Source organism: Christiangramia qingdaonensis (genome assembly GCF_048381525.1).
Lineage (GTDB): Bacteria > Bacteroidota > Bacteroidia > Flavobacteriales > Flavobacteriaceae > Christiangramia.
On the sequence record NZ_JBLWIM010000012.1, the window covers coordinates 2215 to 18529 of the forward strand.

The following is a 16315-nucleotide window of genomic DNA, read 5'->3' on the forward strand; positions in this document are numbered from 1 at the left end:
TCTCCGATTTACAAGTGTTCTAACACCTGGAAATATTAAATTATTCTAGATTCAATCCTAAAATCTGAGGTGAGTTCTGATCATAGTGATATCCACGCCAGAAAAAACCTTCACTTTCAAATCTCCAAACTACCTCCCCATCCTCTGAAACCTCCCAATAACCTGAATCTCCTTCAGTAATTAAAGTATTTCCATTTTCTAATCTTTGAGCTCCTGATACCTTTGGTGAAAATAAATCTGGATGGGAATAGCTCCATAAAACATTTAATTCATTGTTCGTCTGCCTTTGTAGATCAAAGACCTCAGGTAATTCTACTTCATAGACAGTAGAATGAGGATCTGCATTTAGCAATCCATTAGAAAAAACAAGCATACTATTTGAACCAGCAACTAAGTTTGGATGATGATTATGGAAGAACATTCGATCCCCAACATTATTGTAGGCTCCAGGATTACCAAATCTAAAAACAAGATCTCCTCCTTTATTATAGCTACCTCCTATATTCCCTTTTGCCTGTTCCAAGGTAGTACTATGATCTATAACCCATACCTCACTAAAATGATTTACACTCATGTATATTAAGTCATACTTTTCATCATATTCTATAGCATTAGCATGAAATATATCTCCATTGTAATTGGCGTCTTTTAGTGTATCCTCATAATTGATATTCACACGTTCAGGATTATCAGCAATTACACCAAAATCCTGAGCATCGGGATCGCCATCCTGAACGAGATGATCCCACACATTCCATTCCCAGACAGTCTGGTTATTGGAGCGATCTACTTCAAGCAGTTTCTCAACGTATACATTTTCATAGGGTCCGCCATAACCCTTTAAAGCAAGTTGATCCTTAGTTCTTTTTTCCCAGGCCAGAATTAAAACATTACCATTTGGAAGCATTTCCACATCATGATGAGATAGATTAATTGAATCTGAATATTCATAATCCCAAATTATTTCGTTTTCAGGTGATATAATAGCTACTCGACCGCCATAGCCGCCAAAATTATATGCTGGGCCGGGATCGGTAAGTGCTACTAAAAGACTACCGTCCTCCATCAGTTCTCCGTCATTACCAATACCGGCAGGTAATTCCCATTCTTTCAAAACTATGGACTCTATCTTCTCCATTAAATAAATTCGATTAGCCGCCGCATCGTTTACGAGGATTAATCCCTGCTCAGCTTTACTCAAATCATGATAGGTAATTTCCCCGGCCAGATTCAATTCAACTTCTGTGGAATCAACAACCTCCTCGATAACTTCCTGATCTGAGGTATCCTCAAAACTATCATCTTCACTACATGAAATGAGTAGAGCAAAGAATAAGATATAATAGATTTTCTTCATGGGTATAAAAATAAAAAAAGGTGATTTGAAATTAATCAAATCACCTTTTAAATTATAATCTAATTCTAATTAGAAAGAAATCTCAACACTAGTTCCAGCACCAAAATCTCCATCAATTTCTGCAAGTACATTTCCTGCATAGGTCAATGTTACGCCACCATCAAAAATACCATCACCGTAAGAATCTGTCACAGTGAATGTATAAGTTCCAGATGGAAGACAAAGTGATCTTGAAGTAGCTGGACTTCCAGATACGCTAACTACAGTTTCACCTGCAGCGTTTACTAACGTATAACCGGTTTCGCCAGGATAAGCATCAAGTACAAAATCTATAACAAATTCTTTACCTGGGCATACAGTAGCTACATTTAAAGTTAAAGGACTTCCAACAGAGAATTCTCCATCATTAGCTAGACTTAAATTTAAAGTTTTACCAGTTAATCCCAGATCTACATCAGATACTTGAACAGTAAAAGTACCTTCATTGCTTCCTGCTGGCACCGTTACGGTAGCTGGGATAGTATAAGCAGCTGGAGAAAGCGTACTTGATGCACCTACATTGATCGTAAATTCACGAGCTGCATCTAATACTTTGCCAGTATAAACACTCACATCATAAGATGTAGACCCACCAAGTTCAACACCAACGTTCTGCCCACCTGGAGCATATTGAAGAGTTGCAAAATTTGGTTCAAATGTTTCCTCATCATAGTCACACCCCACAACTAAAGCCAGAGTGAAAACAGCTACGATTACATTTAAATATTGTTTAATCATTTTTTTGTTCAATTTTTAAGTTTAATAATCGCCTAGTTGTTCTGAGTGCTAATAGAAGGGTTATAAAGTATCTCAGCTTCAGGAATTTCGAACGTTAATCTCTCATCATCGTAAGGAATAGGTTCACCTACGAAAGAAAGGTGGTTTGCTCCTCTAGTTACTGTAGCTTTATTACGTTTCATAGCAAGGTAAGATTTACCTTCTCCCCAAAGTTCTATTCTTGTTTGAAGATAGATCTCATCTAAAAGATCTTCACCAGAAATACCATCTAGATAACTAGCATCTTCTACTCTCTGATCAAGCAAAGTAGTCAAAGACATTTTAGCATCAGACTCCATTCCCAGATTTGCTGCAGCTTCTGCATTAAGAAGGTACATTTCAGCAATTCGCATGTAAACCAAATCCTGAGTAATTACCTGAGAAGGCCCTCTTGGAACTCTAGCCGGGTCGTAAAACTTACCCCAAGGCTGTAGGAAATTTGAAGAAGAAGCATTCATATTGAACTGCTGCTTTCTAATATCATCATCAGCTATTTCAGCATAAAGATCTGAATCGATGGCTTTGTAATCTCCATAACCAGCATAGCTATAAGAGAAATAATCCATTTGACCCCACCATGATACAAGTCCAACTCCACTATCAGATGTCAAATCAACTCCCCACATCCATCCCGGAGTAGAAACATCATTAAACCCACCACCAGTAGGATTGTCAACATCATCATCGGTACGATCTGCTCTGGCAACTTCCTCTGCTGTCATTAGAGTATAAGCTCCACCGTTAATAACTTCATCAGTTAGGTCTTTCACTTGTTGCCATTCACCTTTTGCTCCATGAACGTAAGCTAAAATACCTCTAGCAACATCCTGGTTCACTTCATTCTTAGCTGCTCTAGTGAATCCATCAAGAAGACTAATAGAACTGTTAAGATCACTTTCAATAAGAGCATAAATCTCAGAAGCCGCTACTTTAGGGCCATTTTGGTCATCTGGAGAATCATATATTGGCAGGATCTCTTCAGATGGATCATATGACTTCTGGTAATATTGCGTAAGGTAAAAATAAGAATGAGCTCTTAATGCCTTTGCCTGTCCTAAAATGTATCGGTTCTCAGCAATATCCGGCACAGCATCATTTCCACCTGCAGCCTCGATCACTACGTTAGCTGAACGAATAATTCTGTAGTAGTATCTCCAAGGCATGTAGTTCCTTGTGCTAGTGAAATCTAACGGAGCCTGGAATTCAGTAATATCTGATCTGTACCATCCGAAAGATGAAACAGAAAGCGCCATATCTCCAGATAGCATATCACCGTAAATATCATAACCCTTCTGACCAAAATCATCATGGTTCGTAGTTCCTCCAGTTCCACTATTGAACTGAAGCGAATAGATACCTGCAAGAGTACCAGCCAACACATCTGCATTGGTACTGGCAGCCTCAGTTACCTGATCCTGGGTTAGAAACTCTGAAGGCTCCTTTTCCAGAAATTCGTCGCTACAACTCACTCCCATAAATAGGAATGAAGAAGCTAATGTTAATTTAAATAGATTTTTCATTTTTCTTTTTTTTTAAAATTTTACTCTCACACCCATAGTAATCGTAGTAAGTGGTGCGTATAATCTACGTCCTGAGTTACCTGACTGGCTAGTGTATGGAAGGAATCCATCTCTAGCAGTTTTCGCCCATAAGTTATCTCCAGAGAAGTAAATATTCAATAGATCAATTCCAGATCTACCTAACATTTCTTCTGGCACAGTGTATCCTACCACAGCATTGTTCAAGGTAAGAAAATCAGTACTAGTCACAAATCTACTAGATTGAGAAGTACCATTTACAAAAGCATTATCTGTTAAAGCAGGTACTGAAGTAATATCTCCAGGACGTTGCCATCTATCAGCGATGTCTGTATGGAAGTTGTTTCCAACCGCTCCAAAACGATCACTCATCAATTCAGCGTACTGAGCATCATATGCGTATCCACCTAAACTGTAAAGGAACTGAGTTGAGAAGTTGAAGTTCTTGAAAGTACCTTGTAACCTAATACCACCTCTAATATCAGGAATTGCTGATTTATTGATGTACTTCTCAGTAGCCTGAGCATATGTACCAGTCACGTCTCTTTGAATGTTTGCATCTGGATTCTCAGCAAGGTATGGCGTTAAAGATGTAATTGCTGCATCGCCATCATCGAAAATGTTGTTTCCATTCGCATCGTCGAAATACCTATACCATTGTGGCGCACCATTTGCAGGATTAACACCAGCATATTCACGTACGTAAATATCATATATCGAACTTCCTTTAGAGTAAGCAAAAGGAGATGCAGATGGATCCAAAATTCTGTTTTCTCCAGTTGATGGATCTATTGGCATAGTAAGAATTTCATTGTCAAGAATCTCACCATTAACGTTCAAGTCTAATGTAAAGTCTTTAGTTCTTACGATATGACCAGTAAGGTTCAATTCAATACCAGAGTTCAACAATTCACCATCGTTTACAGTTACAATCGCAATACCCTGAGAAGGACCTACTCTTCTATCAAAGATAAGGTTATCTGTTAATTTTCTATAGTAATCTACAGAACCGTCCAACCAGTTTCCTAGTCCAAATTCTACTCCTGCCTGAAACATTTTTGAAGTTTCCCAAGTAAGTTCTGGGTTACCGTTTCCACGAGCAGAAAGTGAAATCTCGTTATTCAAGTTGTTGATATCAAACGTATCATATCCAGAGTAAAAACCTACTCCAGCCTGATCACCTGTAATACCATAAGAAGCCTTAAGTTTCAGGAAACTAACAACATCGTTGTTATAAAGAAAATCTTCTCCAGAAACAACCCAAGCCAGACCTAAAGATCCAAAAGTTCCCCATTTGTCATTCACGAATCTAGAAGAACCGTCACGACGAACAGAACCAGTTACAAAGTACTTATCAAGTAAGTCATAATTAACCTGACCAAAATAAGACTCAATAGAACGACCAGCATTAAATCCTGTTGCTGGACTCGCCGCCACCACGTAGTTGTTTAGCTCATAAATATTTTGAGCAACTTCCTTCGTTTTAAAAGCTGTGTTTTCACTGTAATCGTAATTGTTTGTCTCATGTGCAGCCAAAACCTCGATCGTATGATCACCGAATTGATTGTTGTAACGTAACAAGTTAAGCACGTTTAAAGTGTAGGTTTCCTGGTCTTCTTTGTAGAGAGTACCACCATCACCCTGTGCTCCACCATAGAATGCATTCGCTGCAGATGTATATCTATCAATTGCGTATTGCGCACCAAACTTATTTTCGAAAGATAAATGCTCGGTGATATTGAAATCAAGAGATACATTTCCATTTAATTCATGACGATCTGTCCCAACGAAATCATACAGAGCCGTACCAATCGGGTTCAAACCATCAGACTGTGGTCTAGTTCTGAATCCAGAAAAACTACCATAATCCAATTGATTTCCCCCAAAAATAGGATCTGGAACAAGGTTTCCTTCAGGATCTCTCAAGTATACTGGAAAGATCGGAGCTGTTTTATCAGCAAATTCAAATACGTTTTCTGAACCAACAGTTTGACCGTTGTTCAAACTTTCAGAATAAGCATATCCAATATTCACACCTAGATCTAACCATTCCTTCACATTAGAAGTAACATTCAATCTAGTAGTAAATCTATCGTATCCTGTGTTTAGAGCGTAACCTTCATCATTAAGGTAACCCATAGATGCGAAATACGTACTGTTTTCATTTCCACCACCAAAACGAACATTAGCTTCTTTACGAATACCAGTGTCAAAAGCAGCATCCTCATAAGTTTGAGGTGTATATCTTCTAGTTACTCCATCACGAACCATTCTAGTTTCCGGATCGATCAATTCACTAGCAGAATCAACATTCCAAAGGTTGTATCCAGCTGGAACGTAGTTATCTGTAAACAATCTATTATTAGCGTATTCAACAGGATTAGCTGAACCAGTAATAACCCCTCTGTTATAGATACCTTCCCAAACATAACCAATATATTCTTCTGGAGATCTAACAACGTCATAGCGTGGTATAATCTGGTTATTAACACCAGTTTTCACGTCTACCTCAATATAGTTTTCACCTGAAGAACCAGTTTTTGTAGTAATCAAGATAACACCATTCGCTCCTCGAGAACCATAAATAGCAGTCGCAGTTGCATCCTTAAGGATAGTTGTTGCTTTAATATCTGTTGGGTTAATAGCATTAATAGCTTCAACATTTGTAATTGGCACACCATCCACAACGTAAAGCGGCGTCTGACTACCATTTACAGATCCGAAACCACGAATACGTACCGTAGAAACGGTTCCAGGCTGTCCAGAAGTATTAATTACATTCACACCTGCAACCTCACCGGCTAAGGACTGTGTAATGTTAGAATACGACTTAACATCTAAATTTTCTGCCTGAATTGTAGTTGCTGTACCAGCAAAGGACTGCTTCGTTGCAGTACCATAACCTACAATAACCACCTCATCAAGTGCTGCTGCATCAGTAGCCAATGTCACATCATATGAATCTGCAGAAGTTACAGGCACATTCTTAGATGTAAAACCAACATAACTGAACACTAAAACATCACCTTCTTCAACAGAAAGAGTAAACATTCCATCGAAGTCAGTTTGCGTACCGTTGGAAGTCCCCTGTTCGATGACGTTCACACCTGGTAACGGCAAACCATCCTCGTCAAGAACCGTTCCTGTCACGGTCTTTTCCTGTGCAAAACCAATTTGCACGACTAACACCAGTAAGAGTGTTAGAAATCCATGTAATCTTTTTTTCATTATTTCGTTAAATTTGAATTAGCCTGCGCCAAAAATGCTAATAATTCCTTAACATTCCAAAAAAACTTACACTTTAACTTATTAAAATTTTAACAGCCTCAATGAAAACGTTGTAATTCGCTGCAACCTCAACCCGTGAATGTGTTAAATGTTTACAATCTTAAATGTATATGCTAAGATCTTATGATAAATCAAAACTGGTAGCCGGAACAGATGAAGCTGGGCGGGGATGTCTCGCAGGACCAGTCACGGCAGCTGCTATCATCTTACCTAAGAACTTTAAAAACAAGATCTTGAATGATTCCAAAGTCATGAATCTTAAAAACAGGAACCTTTTAAGAAATTTAATTCATGAAAATTCCTTTGATTATGCAGTCAGTCATGTTTTCATGGAAGAGATCGATAGAATAAATATATTGAATGCATCAATTACGGCGATGCAGAGGTCCATCATAAAATTGAAGGCCAAACCAGATTGTATCATTGTTGATGGAAACAGATTTAAACCCCTGGACTCCATACCACACGAGTGCATCATTAAAGGTGACGGTAAGTTTCTTAGCATTGCCGCGGCTTCTGTTCTGGCAAAAACCCACCGCGATGAATATATGGAAAAGATCCATGAAGAATTCCCAATGTACAATTGGATAAAGAATAAGGGTTATCCTACCAGGGAGCATCGAGCAGCTATCGAAAAGTATGGTATTACCAAATACCACCGGAAAAGTTTTAAACTCCTCCCCGATCAATTGAAGATTGAATTCTAAGTTTATATTTTTGTAAGCCTACCTATTATATATGAACAAGTTTCTAAGTCTTATTCTTTGCCTGCTCCTTATTTCCTGTGCAGAAAATTCTGATAGTAATCTGAATAATACAGATTTTATACCTGATTCTGCGGAAGTGATCTTTGTTTCTCCTTCCAGCGAGCAACTTGAAAAAGATCTACTGGAACACGAAGCTACTTTTAACAGTGGAGACCTGAAAGATTTAACCAATGAATCCAAAGATCTTCTAAAGTATATCAAATCTGAAAAACAAAGCATACTTTACTTAGATGGTGACAGTATAGGTTCTAAACATATAGTTTTGATCATTCAGAAAGATTCCACATCATTGATCCTGGATAGTATTCAAAACAAACAGGTTGAAACATTTAAAGAAGATATTGAATATCAAAAAGTGAAACTGGAGAAATCTGAATTTTACCAGCGTGATATAGCCAATTTTAGCATCTTCAGTGAAAGCAAGCATGCGATCGTTCAGGCTAAGCGAAGTAATAAATCTAATTCGCAGGAATTCCAGAAAGCATTGGATGCCTCAGATCCCAGGAAGACTTCACTGATCTATTCAAATATGAATGTAATGTTCTTTTCTGAAATGTTTTCCAAGATTGATCTTCCAAAGAAAAATGGAAACTGGAAGGTACTGGAACTGCATGCGAATGAATCTCAACTCATATACAACGGAATTTCAATACATGCTAATTCCGAAGCCTCCAAAGATTTTGCCCCTGTAACCGACTTTAAACATGAAGTCACCAGGTTTTGCCCGGAAAACTTTATTACCATAGTTTCTATGAATCCAGGGCTGAAACTTCAAAGCAAGGATGCAACCGTAAACCTGGATTTTCTGGATAAAGTAAGTGATATTTCAAGCATTGAGCTTAAAACTGGAAATATTCATATTTGGAATGCAATTGATACCGAATTGGTCAAAAACCGATTGTTTTCCGAAAATCAACTTAGCGAACGATTCCGGGAAATAGACATTTTCGAGGGAGGTTTCACTGTACCGGAATTGTTGCTAAATTCTGAAGTTAATTTAAGCTCGGGATATTTTATTGTTATTGATCATTTTATAATATCTTCTGAAGAGATCTCCGTTCTAAAAGACTTAATTATCAATTTTCAAAATGGTAAGACGCTATTAGAAAACCCGCAATATGTTAGAATGATGAATTCTCTGGCATCAGAATCAAGCATGCTTGCAATAACGAATATTTCCGCAGCGAAGGAATTTGGGATCGCTAAAGAATCCGACTTCAAAGAGGGTAGCCTGGCTGCATTTCAGGTAATTTCAGAAGAAAAGTACGATCACCTACATGGCATTATCTCACAACCAACGGAGGCCGACCGACTTTCCAAAGGTGCTGAGCAGATCGCTACAATTACCACCAGCAAACCTATCGCAGGAATTCTTCAATTCTTCCGCAATCATGAAACAGACCAGATGGATATTCTTGTGGAGGATACGGGAAATCAACTCAGCCTGTTTTCCAATAAAGGCAGCATGTTCTGGTCCAAACAACTGGATAGTCAAATTTCAGGAAAAGTGCACGAAGTAGATCTCTTTAAAAACGGTAATAAACAGCTGGCTTTTTCTACCGGCTTTCAACTTGAAGTTTTGGATCGCAAAGGCCGCGATGTAAAACCGTTTCCTAAAAAGTTTAATGATCCGCTTACGCAGCCTCTGGCAGTATTTGATTACGATAAAAACAGGAAATACAGGTTTGTGCTCACCCAGAATAATAAAGTCTACATGCTTGGACCAAAAGGTAATAGTATTAAAGGTTTTGATTTCGACGGAACAAAAAGCACCATAACTAAAGCTCCGAAGCATATTCGCCTTGGGAACAAAGATTATATCCTGATTCAAGAAGAGTCGGGCAGATTACAGATCCTGAGTCGCCAGGGGAGCATTCGTGTTCCAACCACCAATAATTTCAATATTTCCGAAAATGATTGGTACGGCTACCAATCTAATTTTATCACCACTCAACCTGAAAGCAACCTGATTGAGGTGGATCAAAATGGAAAAGTTAATTTGAAAAATCTTGATCTTGCAGAAAACAATCGTTTAGTGGCAAATGAAGATCATCTTGTCTACCTGAATGAAAACGAACTTACGATCAATAATTCCAGCGTAAGTCTTGATTTTGGATTGTATACCAATCCGCAGCTATTTCTAATAGGACGCAAAACTTATGTAAGTATTACCGACACCCAGGCGAAGAAGGTCTATGTATTTAATGAGAATGCTGAATTACTCCCGGGCTTTCCAGTATATGGAACTTCTGAAGTTGATATTGCAAATGCAGATCTGGATAAACGTCTGGAAATGATCGTAAAAGGTGATGATAACGAGGTCCTGCTCTATAAGCTATGATCCTAAATCAACTCAGCTTCGAATAACTGACTGAAATGTTTCATCAGTTTTTGTTGAACTTCAGCCATATCAACTTCTTTCTGACCTAGCTCTACATTTAAGGAAGTTACGGCTTTATCTTTAATTCCGCAGGGAATAATATGATCAAAGTAGCCAAGATCTGCGTTCACGTTCAGGGCAAAACCATGCATGGTTACCCATCTGCTCGCCCTTACACCCATTGCACATATTTTCCTGGCGAACGGAGTTCCAACATCCAGCCAGACACCGGTTTCTCCAGGGCTTCTTTCAGATTTTATTCCATATTCAGCAAGAGTCAGAATCACCATCTCTTCAAGGAATCTCAGGTATTTATGAATATCAGTAAAGAAATTATCGAGGTCCAGAATAGGGTAACCTACAACCTGTCCCGGCCCATGATAGGTAATATCCCCTCCTCTATTGATCTTGTAAAAACTTGCATTCTTTTTCTCCAATTGCTCTTCTGATAAAAGAAGATTGGTATGATCGCCGCTTTTTCCCAAAGTGTAAACATGAGGATGTTCCACCAACAGCAAATAATTTCGGGTAGCGATATTTTCATTCTGCCTACGATTCCTGATCTTTTGATCCAGAGTATCCTTAAACAGTTGCTCCTGGTAATCCCAGGTTTCCTTATAATCCTTGCTGCCAAGATTTCTAACTTCAACTTCCTTATTCATACTTTAAGACTTGGGATTATTTAATATAATGAGCGCAGCAATTACTCCGGGAACCCATCCCAGCAGCGTAAGTATTAGCACGATTAGAATTGAACCACAACCGCGATCATAAACTGCCAGCGGGGGAAATAATACTGAAAGAATTACTCTCCAAATACTCATTTTCACTAATTATAGTGGCAAAGATAGAATTATTATTTCGGCTTTTAATTGCATTGTATGGCAGGCTGATAGTCACTATATTTGCATCCGCATTTTTGTTGAATGCATAAAAAAAATTATATGCAGCAGTTATCAGAACAGGAACAAATTAGACGTGAGAAATTATCGGCGATACGCAAAGCCGGAATTAATCCATATCCAGCCGATCTTTTTCCAGTAGATCATACTACTACAAAGATCAAGGAAGAATTTGCTGAAGGGAAAAAGGTAGTGATCGCCGGAAGACTTATGTCAAGGAGAATCCAGGGAAAAGCATCTTTCGCTGAACTTCAGGATTCCAATGGTAAGATACAGGTTTATTTTAACCGTGACGAAATTTGTACTGGTGATGACAAAGCGAAATACAATGATTTCTATAAAAAATGGCTTGATATTGGCGATTTTATAGGAATTGAGGGAGAGTTATTCAAAACTCAGGTAGGAGAAATGACTGTTATGGTGAAAGATTTTCACCTGTTGAGTAAGTCTTTGCGACCTCTACCACTCCCAAAAACAGATAAGGACGGGAATACCTACGATGGTTTTACAGATCCTGAGCATCGCTATAGACAACGTTACGCAGATCTTGCGGTGAATCCTAAGGTTAAAGAGGTTTTTGTAAAGCGTACGAAACTTTTCAACGCCATGCGTAACTTCTTCAATGATAAAGGATATTTTGAAGTTGAAACGCCAATACTTCAGCCAATTCCAGGTGGAGCAGCTGCAAAACCTTTTGTATCGCATCACAACGCCCTGGATATTCCACTATACTTAAGAATTGCAAACGAGCTATATCTTAAAAGATTGATCGTTGGTGGATTTGATGGTGTATATGAGTTTTCTAAAAACTTCAGAAATGAAGGGATGGACAGAACTCACAATCCTGAATTCACGGCGATGGAAATCTACGTGGCATATAAAGATTATAACTGGATGATGGAATTTACGGAAAACCTGCTTGAGCATTGTGCCATGGCGGTGAATGGTAAAACTGAAGCTACCTTCGGAAAGCATAACGTAGATTTCAAAGCTCCGTACAAACGGGTTACGATGACGGATGCTATCAAACAGTTTACTGATTTTGATATTACCGGGAAATCTGAAAAAGAGCTATATGAGGCAGCCACTAAAATGGGCATTGATGTAGACGAAACCATGGGTAAAGGAAAACTGATCGATGAAATCTTTGGAGAAAAGTGTGAAGGAAACTTTATACAGCCAACTTTTATCACAGATTATCCTAAGGAAATGAGTCCGCTTTGTAAAACACACCGCGATAACCCAGAGCTTACAGAACGTTTTGAATTGATGGTTTGTGGTAAGGAGATCGCGAATGCATACTCCGAGTTAAACGATCCTATCGACCAGAGAGAACGCTTTGAAGAGCAATTGAAACTATCTGAAAAGGGAGACGATGAGGCAATGTTTATAGACAATGATTTTCTTCGCGCACTGGAATACGGAATGCCTCCAACATCGGGACTTGGAATAGGGATGGACAGGTTGATCATGTTCTTAACTAACAACCAGTCGATACAGGAAGTATTATTTTTCCCTCAAATGAAACCTGAAAAGAAACAGGTAGAACTTTCAGAAGAAGAAAAGTCAGTTTATACCTTATTGAAGGACGACCAGGTTCATGATATGAATTTAGTAAAAGAGAAAAGTGGATTAAGTAATAAAAAATGGGATAAAGCCTTAAAATCTCTTCGGAAGCATAAAATGATCGAAGTATATAAAGAAGGTGAAGTTCTTAGCATCAAGATCGCTTAGATTCTGAAAATCATATTAAAAAAAGAGGCTTTTCAGCCTCTTTTTTTTTGCATTCTGATACTCCAGAAGCTCCTATTTTCCAAACATTCCTCCAAGCTTCCCAGCCATATCGCTAATATTTCCTGCATCTCCATCACCTTTTAAGTAAGAATCAAGATGCTTCGACATTGTTTCAGGCATTCTGTCCTTTAATATTCCAGAAACCACCTGTACAGCAATTTTTGCCTGAGATTCAGAGATTCCAGCCTTTTCCGATACCATTTTTACTATTTCTTCCATAATTTGAGTTGTTTTAGTTCTAAAATCAACTAAATATAACAAAACAGCTTTTAAATTTAATTCCTTCAGTATTATAAATTCATTTAACTTAATTTTAAACCTTTAAGGTTTCTGTTAGTCCTAAAACCGCCGAAGGCAAATAGGTCTACGATTTTCACGAATATGAGATCTTTACTTTCTGCTCAACTTATTAACTAAAAACAAACTATTTATGATTAAGAATCAGAGCTTTAAGCTTATGTTTATCGCCCTTTCGTTATCGGTTTCCAGTTGTGCTGTTTTTCAGAAACAGGATAAAAAGGATACTAAAACTGCTTCAACTGAAGAATCCAAAAAGGATAAAGATGGAATGAAGCCTTACGCAAAGGTTATTACCAAGGATGCGAAATCAGACGAAGGTCTTTTCACCGTTCATAAGGTTGATGAAAAGTACTTCTACGAAATTCCAGACAGTCTTTTTAACCGCGAAATGCTTACAGTTACAAGAATCGCCAAAACTGCCAGCGGAATTGGTTTTGGTGGTGGAAAACAAAATACCCAGGTTCACAGATGGCAGAAAAAGGGTAATAAGGTCCTGCTAAGAGTAGTTTCTTATGATATTTACGCTGCAGATTCTCTTCCAGTACACGAGGCGGTAGTAAACTCAAACTTTGAACCAATCGTTGAATCATTTGACATCAAGACAGTAGGGAAAGACAGTATCTCGAAATCTACCGTGATCGATGTTACAGATCTTTACACGAAAGATGTACAGGCGCTTGGATTGCCAGACAGAACCAGGAAACAGTACAAAGTTTCCAGATTAGATGACAATAGATCTTATATCGACACGATAAGATCTTATCCTGAAAACATCGAAATTAGACACGTAAAGACCTATAATGCTGGAGATCCGCCATCCAATGAGAGTCTTGGTTCTATTTCTCTAGAATTCAGTAACTCGATGATCTTACTTCCTGAAGTTCCTATGGAAAGAAGATATTTTGATGAGCGTGTTGGTTGGTTCACTACAGAACAAACAGATTATGGTCTTGCAGCTCAAAAAAGTGAAACGGTAGAATATCTTGATCGCTGGAGACTTGAAGTGAAGGACGAGGATATTGAGAAGTTCAAAAATGGGGAACTTGTTGAACCAAAAGAACAGATCGTTTACTATATCGACCGCGCAACTCCAGAGCAATGGGTTCCATTCATTAAGCAGGGAATCGAAGACTGGCAGGTTGCCTTTGAAGCAGCAGGTTTTAAAAATGCCATTATTGCCAAGGATGCTCCCACAGTAGAAGAAGATCCAGACTGGAGTCCTGAAGATGTAAGATATTCTACAGTAAGATATCTTGCTTCTCCAATTCCAAACGCAAACGGACCTCACGTTAGTGATCCACGTTCAGGAGAAATTCTTGAGTCTGATATCAACTGGTATCACAATGTGATGACTCTTCTTAGAAACTGGTTCTTCGTACAAACTGCTGCCATCAATGAAGATGCTCAGGGAGTTGCCTTCAAGGATGAAGTAATGGGAAGACTTATACGTTTTGTTTCCTCTCACGAAGTTGGACATACTTTAGGGTTACCTCATAACATGGGAAGTAGTGTGGCTTACGCTGTGGAAGACCTGAGAGATCCGGAATTCACAAAAGAATTTGGAACTGCACCATCTATTATGGATTATGCACGTTTTAACTATATAGCGCAGCCGGAAGATGGTGATGTAGCTTTAATGCCAGAGATTGGACCATACGATAAATATGCGATCGAATGGGGTTACAGACCAATTCTTGACAAAGAAGGAAAGGAAGAAAAAGAAATTCTTGATCAGTGGATCCTGGAACATGCAGGAGATCCTAAATATCGCTTCGGAAGGCAACAAAGCAGTGTGATAGATCCAAGTTCTCAAACTGAAGATCTTGGTGATGACGCAATGCTTGCCAGCGAATACGGTATCAAAAACCTGAAAAGAATCGTTCCTAAGTTAATCGAGTGGACAGCTGAAGATGGTAAGGATTACGATGATCTTGATGATCTTTATGGACAGGTACTTTCACAGTATAATCGTTATATGGGGCACGTAACCGCTAATATTGGTGGTGTCTATGAATATTACAAGACCTACGATCAGGAAGGTGCAGTTTATACTCATGTAGATGCCGAAAAACAGGAAAGAGCTATGGAATTCCTTCAGGAGCAATTATTCACAACTCCGGAATGGATGATCAACCAAGATATTTTCAATAAGATCGAATTTGACGGTAATATTGAACGAATTCGTGGAATGCAGGAAAGAACGCTGAATAATCTTCTTGACTTCGGAAGAATGGCGAGATTGATGGAAAATGAGGAGATCAATGGAAAAGATGCTTATTCTTTACTGGATATGATGACTCAGCTTAGGAAAGGACTTTGGAGCGAGATCTATAATGGAAGATCTATAGATCGTTACCGAAGAAACCTGCAACGTGCTTATGTAGAAAAAATGGGTGAACTAATGACTGAAGAGCAGGATGAAATCCCGGCACGTTACAGAAGCTGGGTTACCAGAAGTAATGTAAATGTCGCACAAAGCGACATTCGACCAGTTGTTCGAGGTGAACTTACTACGCTACAAAGACAGCTTAGAAATACAGTAAATACTGGAGATACACTAACGCGCTATCACAAGCAGGATCTATTGAAAAGAATTGACCTCATCCTCAACCCGATGAAATAGATTTAAAATTTAAATATGCAGAAAAGGCAGGATTCAAAAATCCTGCCTTTTTTATTTAAACCTTTTTTGAATAAGAGAGTCTTAATTGTATAACTTAAAATTTTGGAAGATGAAAAGGATGATCACCGTATTATTTCTGGCGCTTGGCTTAAGTACTTTCGCCCAGGAAAGAGGAGAAGGCCGTAAGGATCTAAGTAATGAAGAAATGGCGACGCTTAGTGCAAAAAGACTGGCTATGCAGCTTGATCTTAATGAAGACCAGGAAATAAAGCTTAAAACGCTTTATATGACCAGAATGGAAACCATGAAGGAAGGTCGCGAAGAAAATGCTGAAAAACGCGCTGACATGATGGAAAAGCGTGATGAGATGAGAGAGAAGCGTGAAGAAGTGCGTGAAAAAAGAGAGAACGAATCTGAAGAAATGAAAGCAGAGCTTCAAAAGATCCTTACTGCCGATCAATTCCAGAAATGGGAACAACTACAGGAAAAAAGACGTAAAGGTAGAAGATCTGGCAACGGCAGAAAACGAAACTAAAGATTTAGGTGTTAA

The 16315-nt window shown here is 38.5% G+C and carries 12 protein-coding genes; 5 read left to right on the forward strand and 7 right to left on the reverse strand.

The window, feature by feature from the left end:
* Positions 1 to 40 precede the first annotated feature (40 nt).
* The 4 genes from ACNI3T_RS04930 to ACNI3T_RS04945 form a co-directional block, all read right to left on the reverse strand.
* Positions 41 to 1357: an aryl-sulfate sulfotransferase gene (locus tag ACNI3T_RS04930; RefSeq protein WP_418226875.1), complete on the reverse strand. Its 1317-nt coding sequence runs from the start codon at positions 1355 to 1357 to the stop codon at positions 41 to 43.
* 69 nt (positions 1358 to 1426) lie between these two features.
* Positions 1427 to 2134 carry a hypothetical protein gene (locus ACNI3T_RS04935; RefSeq protein WP_418226876.1) on the reverse strand — a complete coding sequence of 236 codons (708 nt, stop codon included), beginning with the start codon at positions 2132 to 2134 and terminating at the stop codon, positions 1427 to 1429.
* 32 nt (positions 2135 to 2166) lie between these two features.
* A complete protein-coding gene (locus ACNI3T_RS04940; protein WP_418226877.1) occupies positions 2167 to 3693 on the reverse strand; it encodes a RagB/SusD family nutrient uptake outer membrane protein in 1527 nt (508 codons plus the stop codon).
* A 12-nt stretch (positions 3694 to 3705) separates the two neighbouring features.
* A complete protein-coding gene (locus ACNI3T_RS04945) occupies positions 3706 to 6939 on the reverse strand; it encodes a SusC/RagA family TonB-linked outer membrane protein (RefSeq protein WP_418226878.1) in 3234 nt (1077 codons plus the stop codon).
* A gap of 170 nt (positions 6940 to 7109) precedes the next feature.
* Here ACNI3T_RS04945 and ACNI3T_RS04950 point away from each other — a divergent pair, with 170 nt between their 5' ends.
* Together ACNI3T_RS04950 and ACNI3T_RS04955 are read left to right on the forward strand one after the other, a co-directional pair.
* Positions 7110 to 7706, forward strand: coding sequence for a ribonuclease HII (locus tag ACNI3T_RS04950; RefSeq protein WP_418227863.1), 597 nt, complete (start codon positions 7110 to 7112; stop codon positions 7704 to 7706).
* Positions 7707 to 7737: 31 nt separating this feature from the next.
* Positions 7738 to 10107, forward strand: coding sequence for a hypothetical protein (locus ACNI3T_RS04955; RefSeq protein WP_418226879.1), 2370 nt, complete (start codon positions 7738 to 7740; stop codon positions 10105 to 10107).
* A gap of 2 nt (positions 10108 to 10109) precedes the next feature.
* On the opposite strand, the gene lipB is transcribed toward ACNI3T_RS04955, so the two are convergent.
* Both lipB and ACNI3T_RS04965 read right to left on the reverse strand, forming a co-directional pair.
* Positions 10110 to 10808 carry a lipoyl(octanoyl) transferase LipB gene (lipB, locus tag ACNI3T_RS04960; RefSeq protein WP_418226880.1) on the reverse strand — a complete coding sequence of 233 codons (699 nt, stop codon included), beginning with the start codon at positions 10806 to 10808 and terminating at the stop codon, positions 10110 to 10112.
* Between the two features lie 3 nt (positions 10809 to 10811).
* A complete protein-coding gene (locus ACNI3T_RS04965; RefSeq protein WP_084509746.1) occupies positions 10812 to 10970 on the reverse strand; it encodes a YqaE/Pmp3 family membrane protein in 159 nt (52 codons plus the stop codon).
* 120 nt (positions 10971 to 11090) lie between these two features.
* Between ACNI3T_RS04965 and lysS the strand changes: the two genes are divergently transcribed.
* Positions 11091 to 12782: a lysine--tRNA ligase gene (gene lysS / locus ACNI3T_RS04970; RefSeq protein ID WP_322301881.1), complete on the forward strand. Its 1692-nt coding sequence runs from the start codon at positions 11091 to 11093 to the stop codon at positions 12780 to 12782.
* 72 nt (positions 12783 to 12854) lie between these two features.
* Here lysS and ACNI3T_RS04975 read toward each other — a convergent pair whose 3' ends face one another.
* Positions 12855 to 13061: a hypothetical protein gene (locus ACNI3T_RS04975; RefSeq protein WP_405200419.1), complete on the reverse strand. Its 207-nt coding sequence runs from the start codon at positions 13059 to 13061 to the stop codon at positions 12855 to 12857.
* Between the two features lie 211 nt (positions 13062 to 13272).
* Between ACNI3T_RS04975 and ACNI3T_RS04980 the strand changes: the two genes are divergently transcribed.
* Entirely contained in the window at positions 13273 to 15765 is a 2493-nt protein-coding gene (locus ACNI3T_RS04980) for a zinc-dependent metalloprotease (protein WP_418226881.1), read from the forward strand.
* Positions 15766 to 15874: 109 nt separating this feature from the next.
* Positions 15875 to 16300 carry a hypothetical protein gene (locus ACNI3T_RS04985; RefSeq protein WP_418226882.1) on the forward strand — a complete coding sequence of 142 codons (426 nt, stop codon included), beginning with the start codon at positions 15875 to 15877 and terminating at the stop codon, positions 16298 to 16300.
* Positions 16301 to 16315 lie beyond the last annotated feature (15 nt).

Coding starts and splice junctions, on each gene's coding strand:
- ACNI3T_RS04930 (WP_418226875.1), bottom strand. CDS start 1,357: ATGAAGAAAATCTATTATATCTTATTCTTTGCTCTACTCATTTCATGT.
- ACNI3T_RS04935 (WP_418226876.1), bottom strand. CDS start 2,134: ATGATTAAACAATATTTAAATGTAATCGTAGCTGTTTTCACTCTGGCT.
- ACNI3T_RS04940 (WP_418226877.1), bottom strand. CDS start 3,693: ATGAAAAATCTATTTAAATTAACATTAGCTTCTTCATTCCTATTTATG.
- ACNI3T_RS04945 (WP_418226878.1), bottom strand. CDS start 6,939: ATGAAAAAAAGATTACATGGATTTCTAACACTCTTACTGGTGTTAGTC.
- ACNI3T_RS04950 (WP_418227863.1), top strand. CDS start 7,110: ATGCTAAGATCTTATGATAAATCAAAACTGGTAGCCGGAACAGATGAA.
- ACNI3T_RS04955 (WP_418226879.1), top strand. CDS start 7,738: ATGAACAAGTTTCTAAGTCTTATTCTTTGCCTGCTCCTTATTTCCTGT.
- lipB (WP_418226880.1), bottom strand. CDS start 10,808: ATGAATAAGGAAGTTGAAGTTAGAAATCTTGGCAGCAAGGATTATAAG.
- ACNI3T_RS04965 (WP_084509746.1), bottom strand. CDS start 10,970: ATGAGTATTTGGAGAGTAATTCTTTCAGTATTATTTCCCCCGCTGGCA.
- lysS (WP_322301881.1), top strand. CDS start 11,091: ATGCAGCAGTTATCAGAACAGGAACAAATTAGACGTGAGAAATTATCG.
- ACNI3T_RS04975 (WP_405200419.1), bottom strand. CDS start 13,061: ATGGAAGAAATAGTAAAAATGGTATCGGAAAAGGCTGGAATCTCTGAA.
- ACNI3T_RS04980 (WP_418226881.1), top strand. CDS start 13,273: ATGATTAAGAATCAGAGCTTTAAGCTTATGTTTATCGCCCTTTCGTTA.
- ACNI3T_RS04985 (WP_418226882.1), top strand. CDS start 15,875: ATGAAAAGGATGATCACCGTATTATTTCTGGCGCTTGGCTTAAGTACT.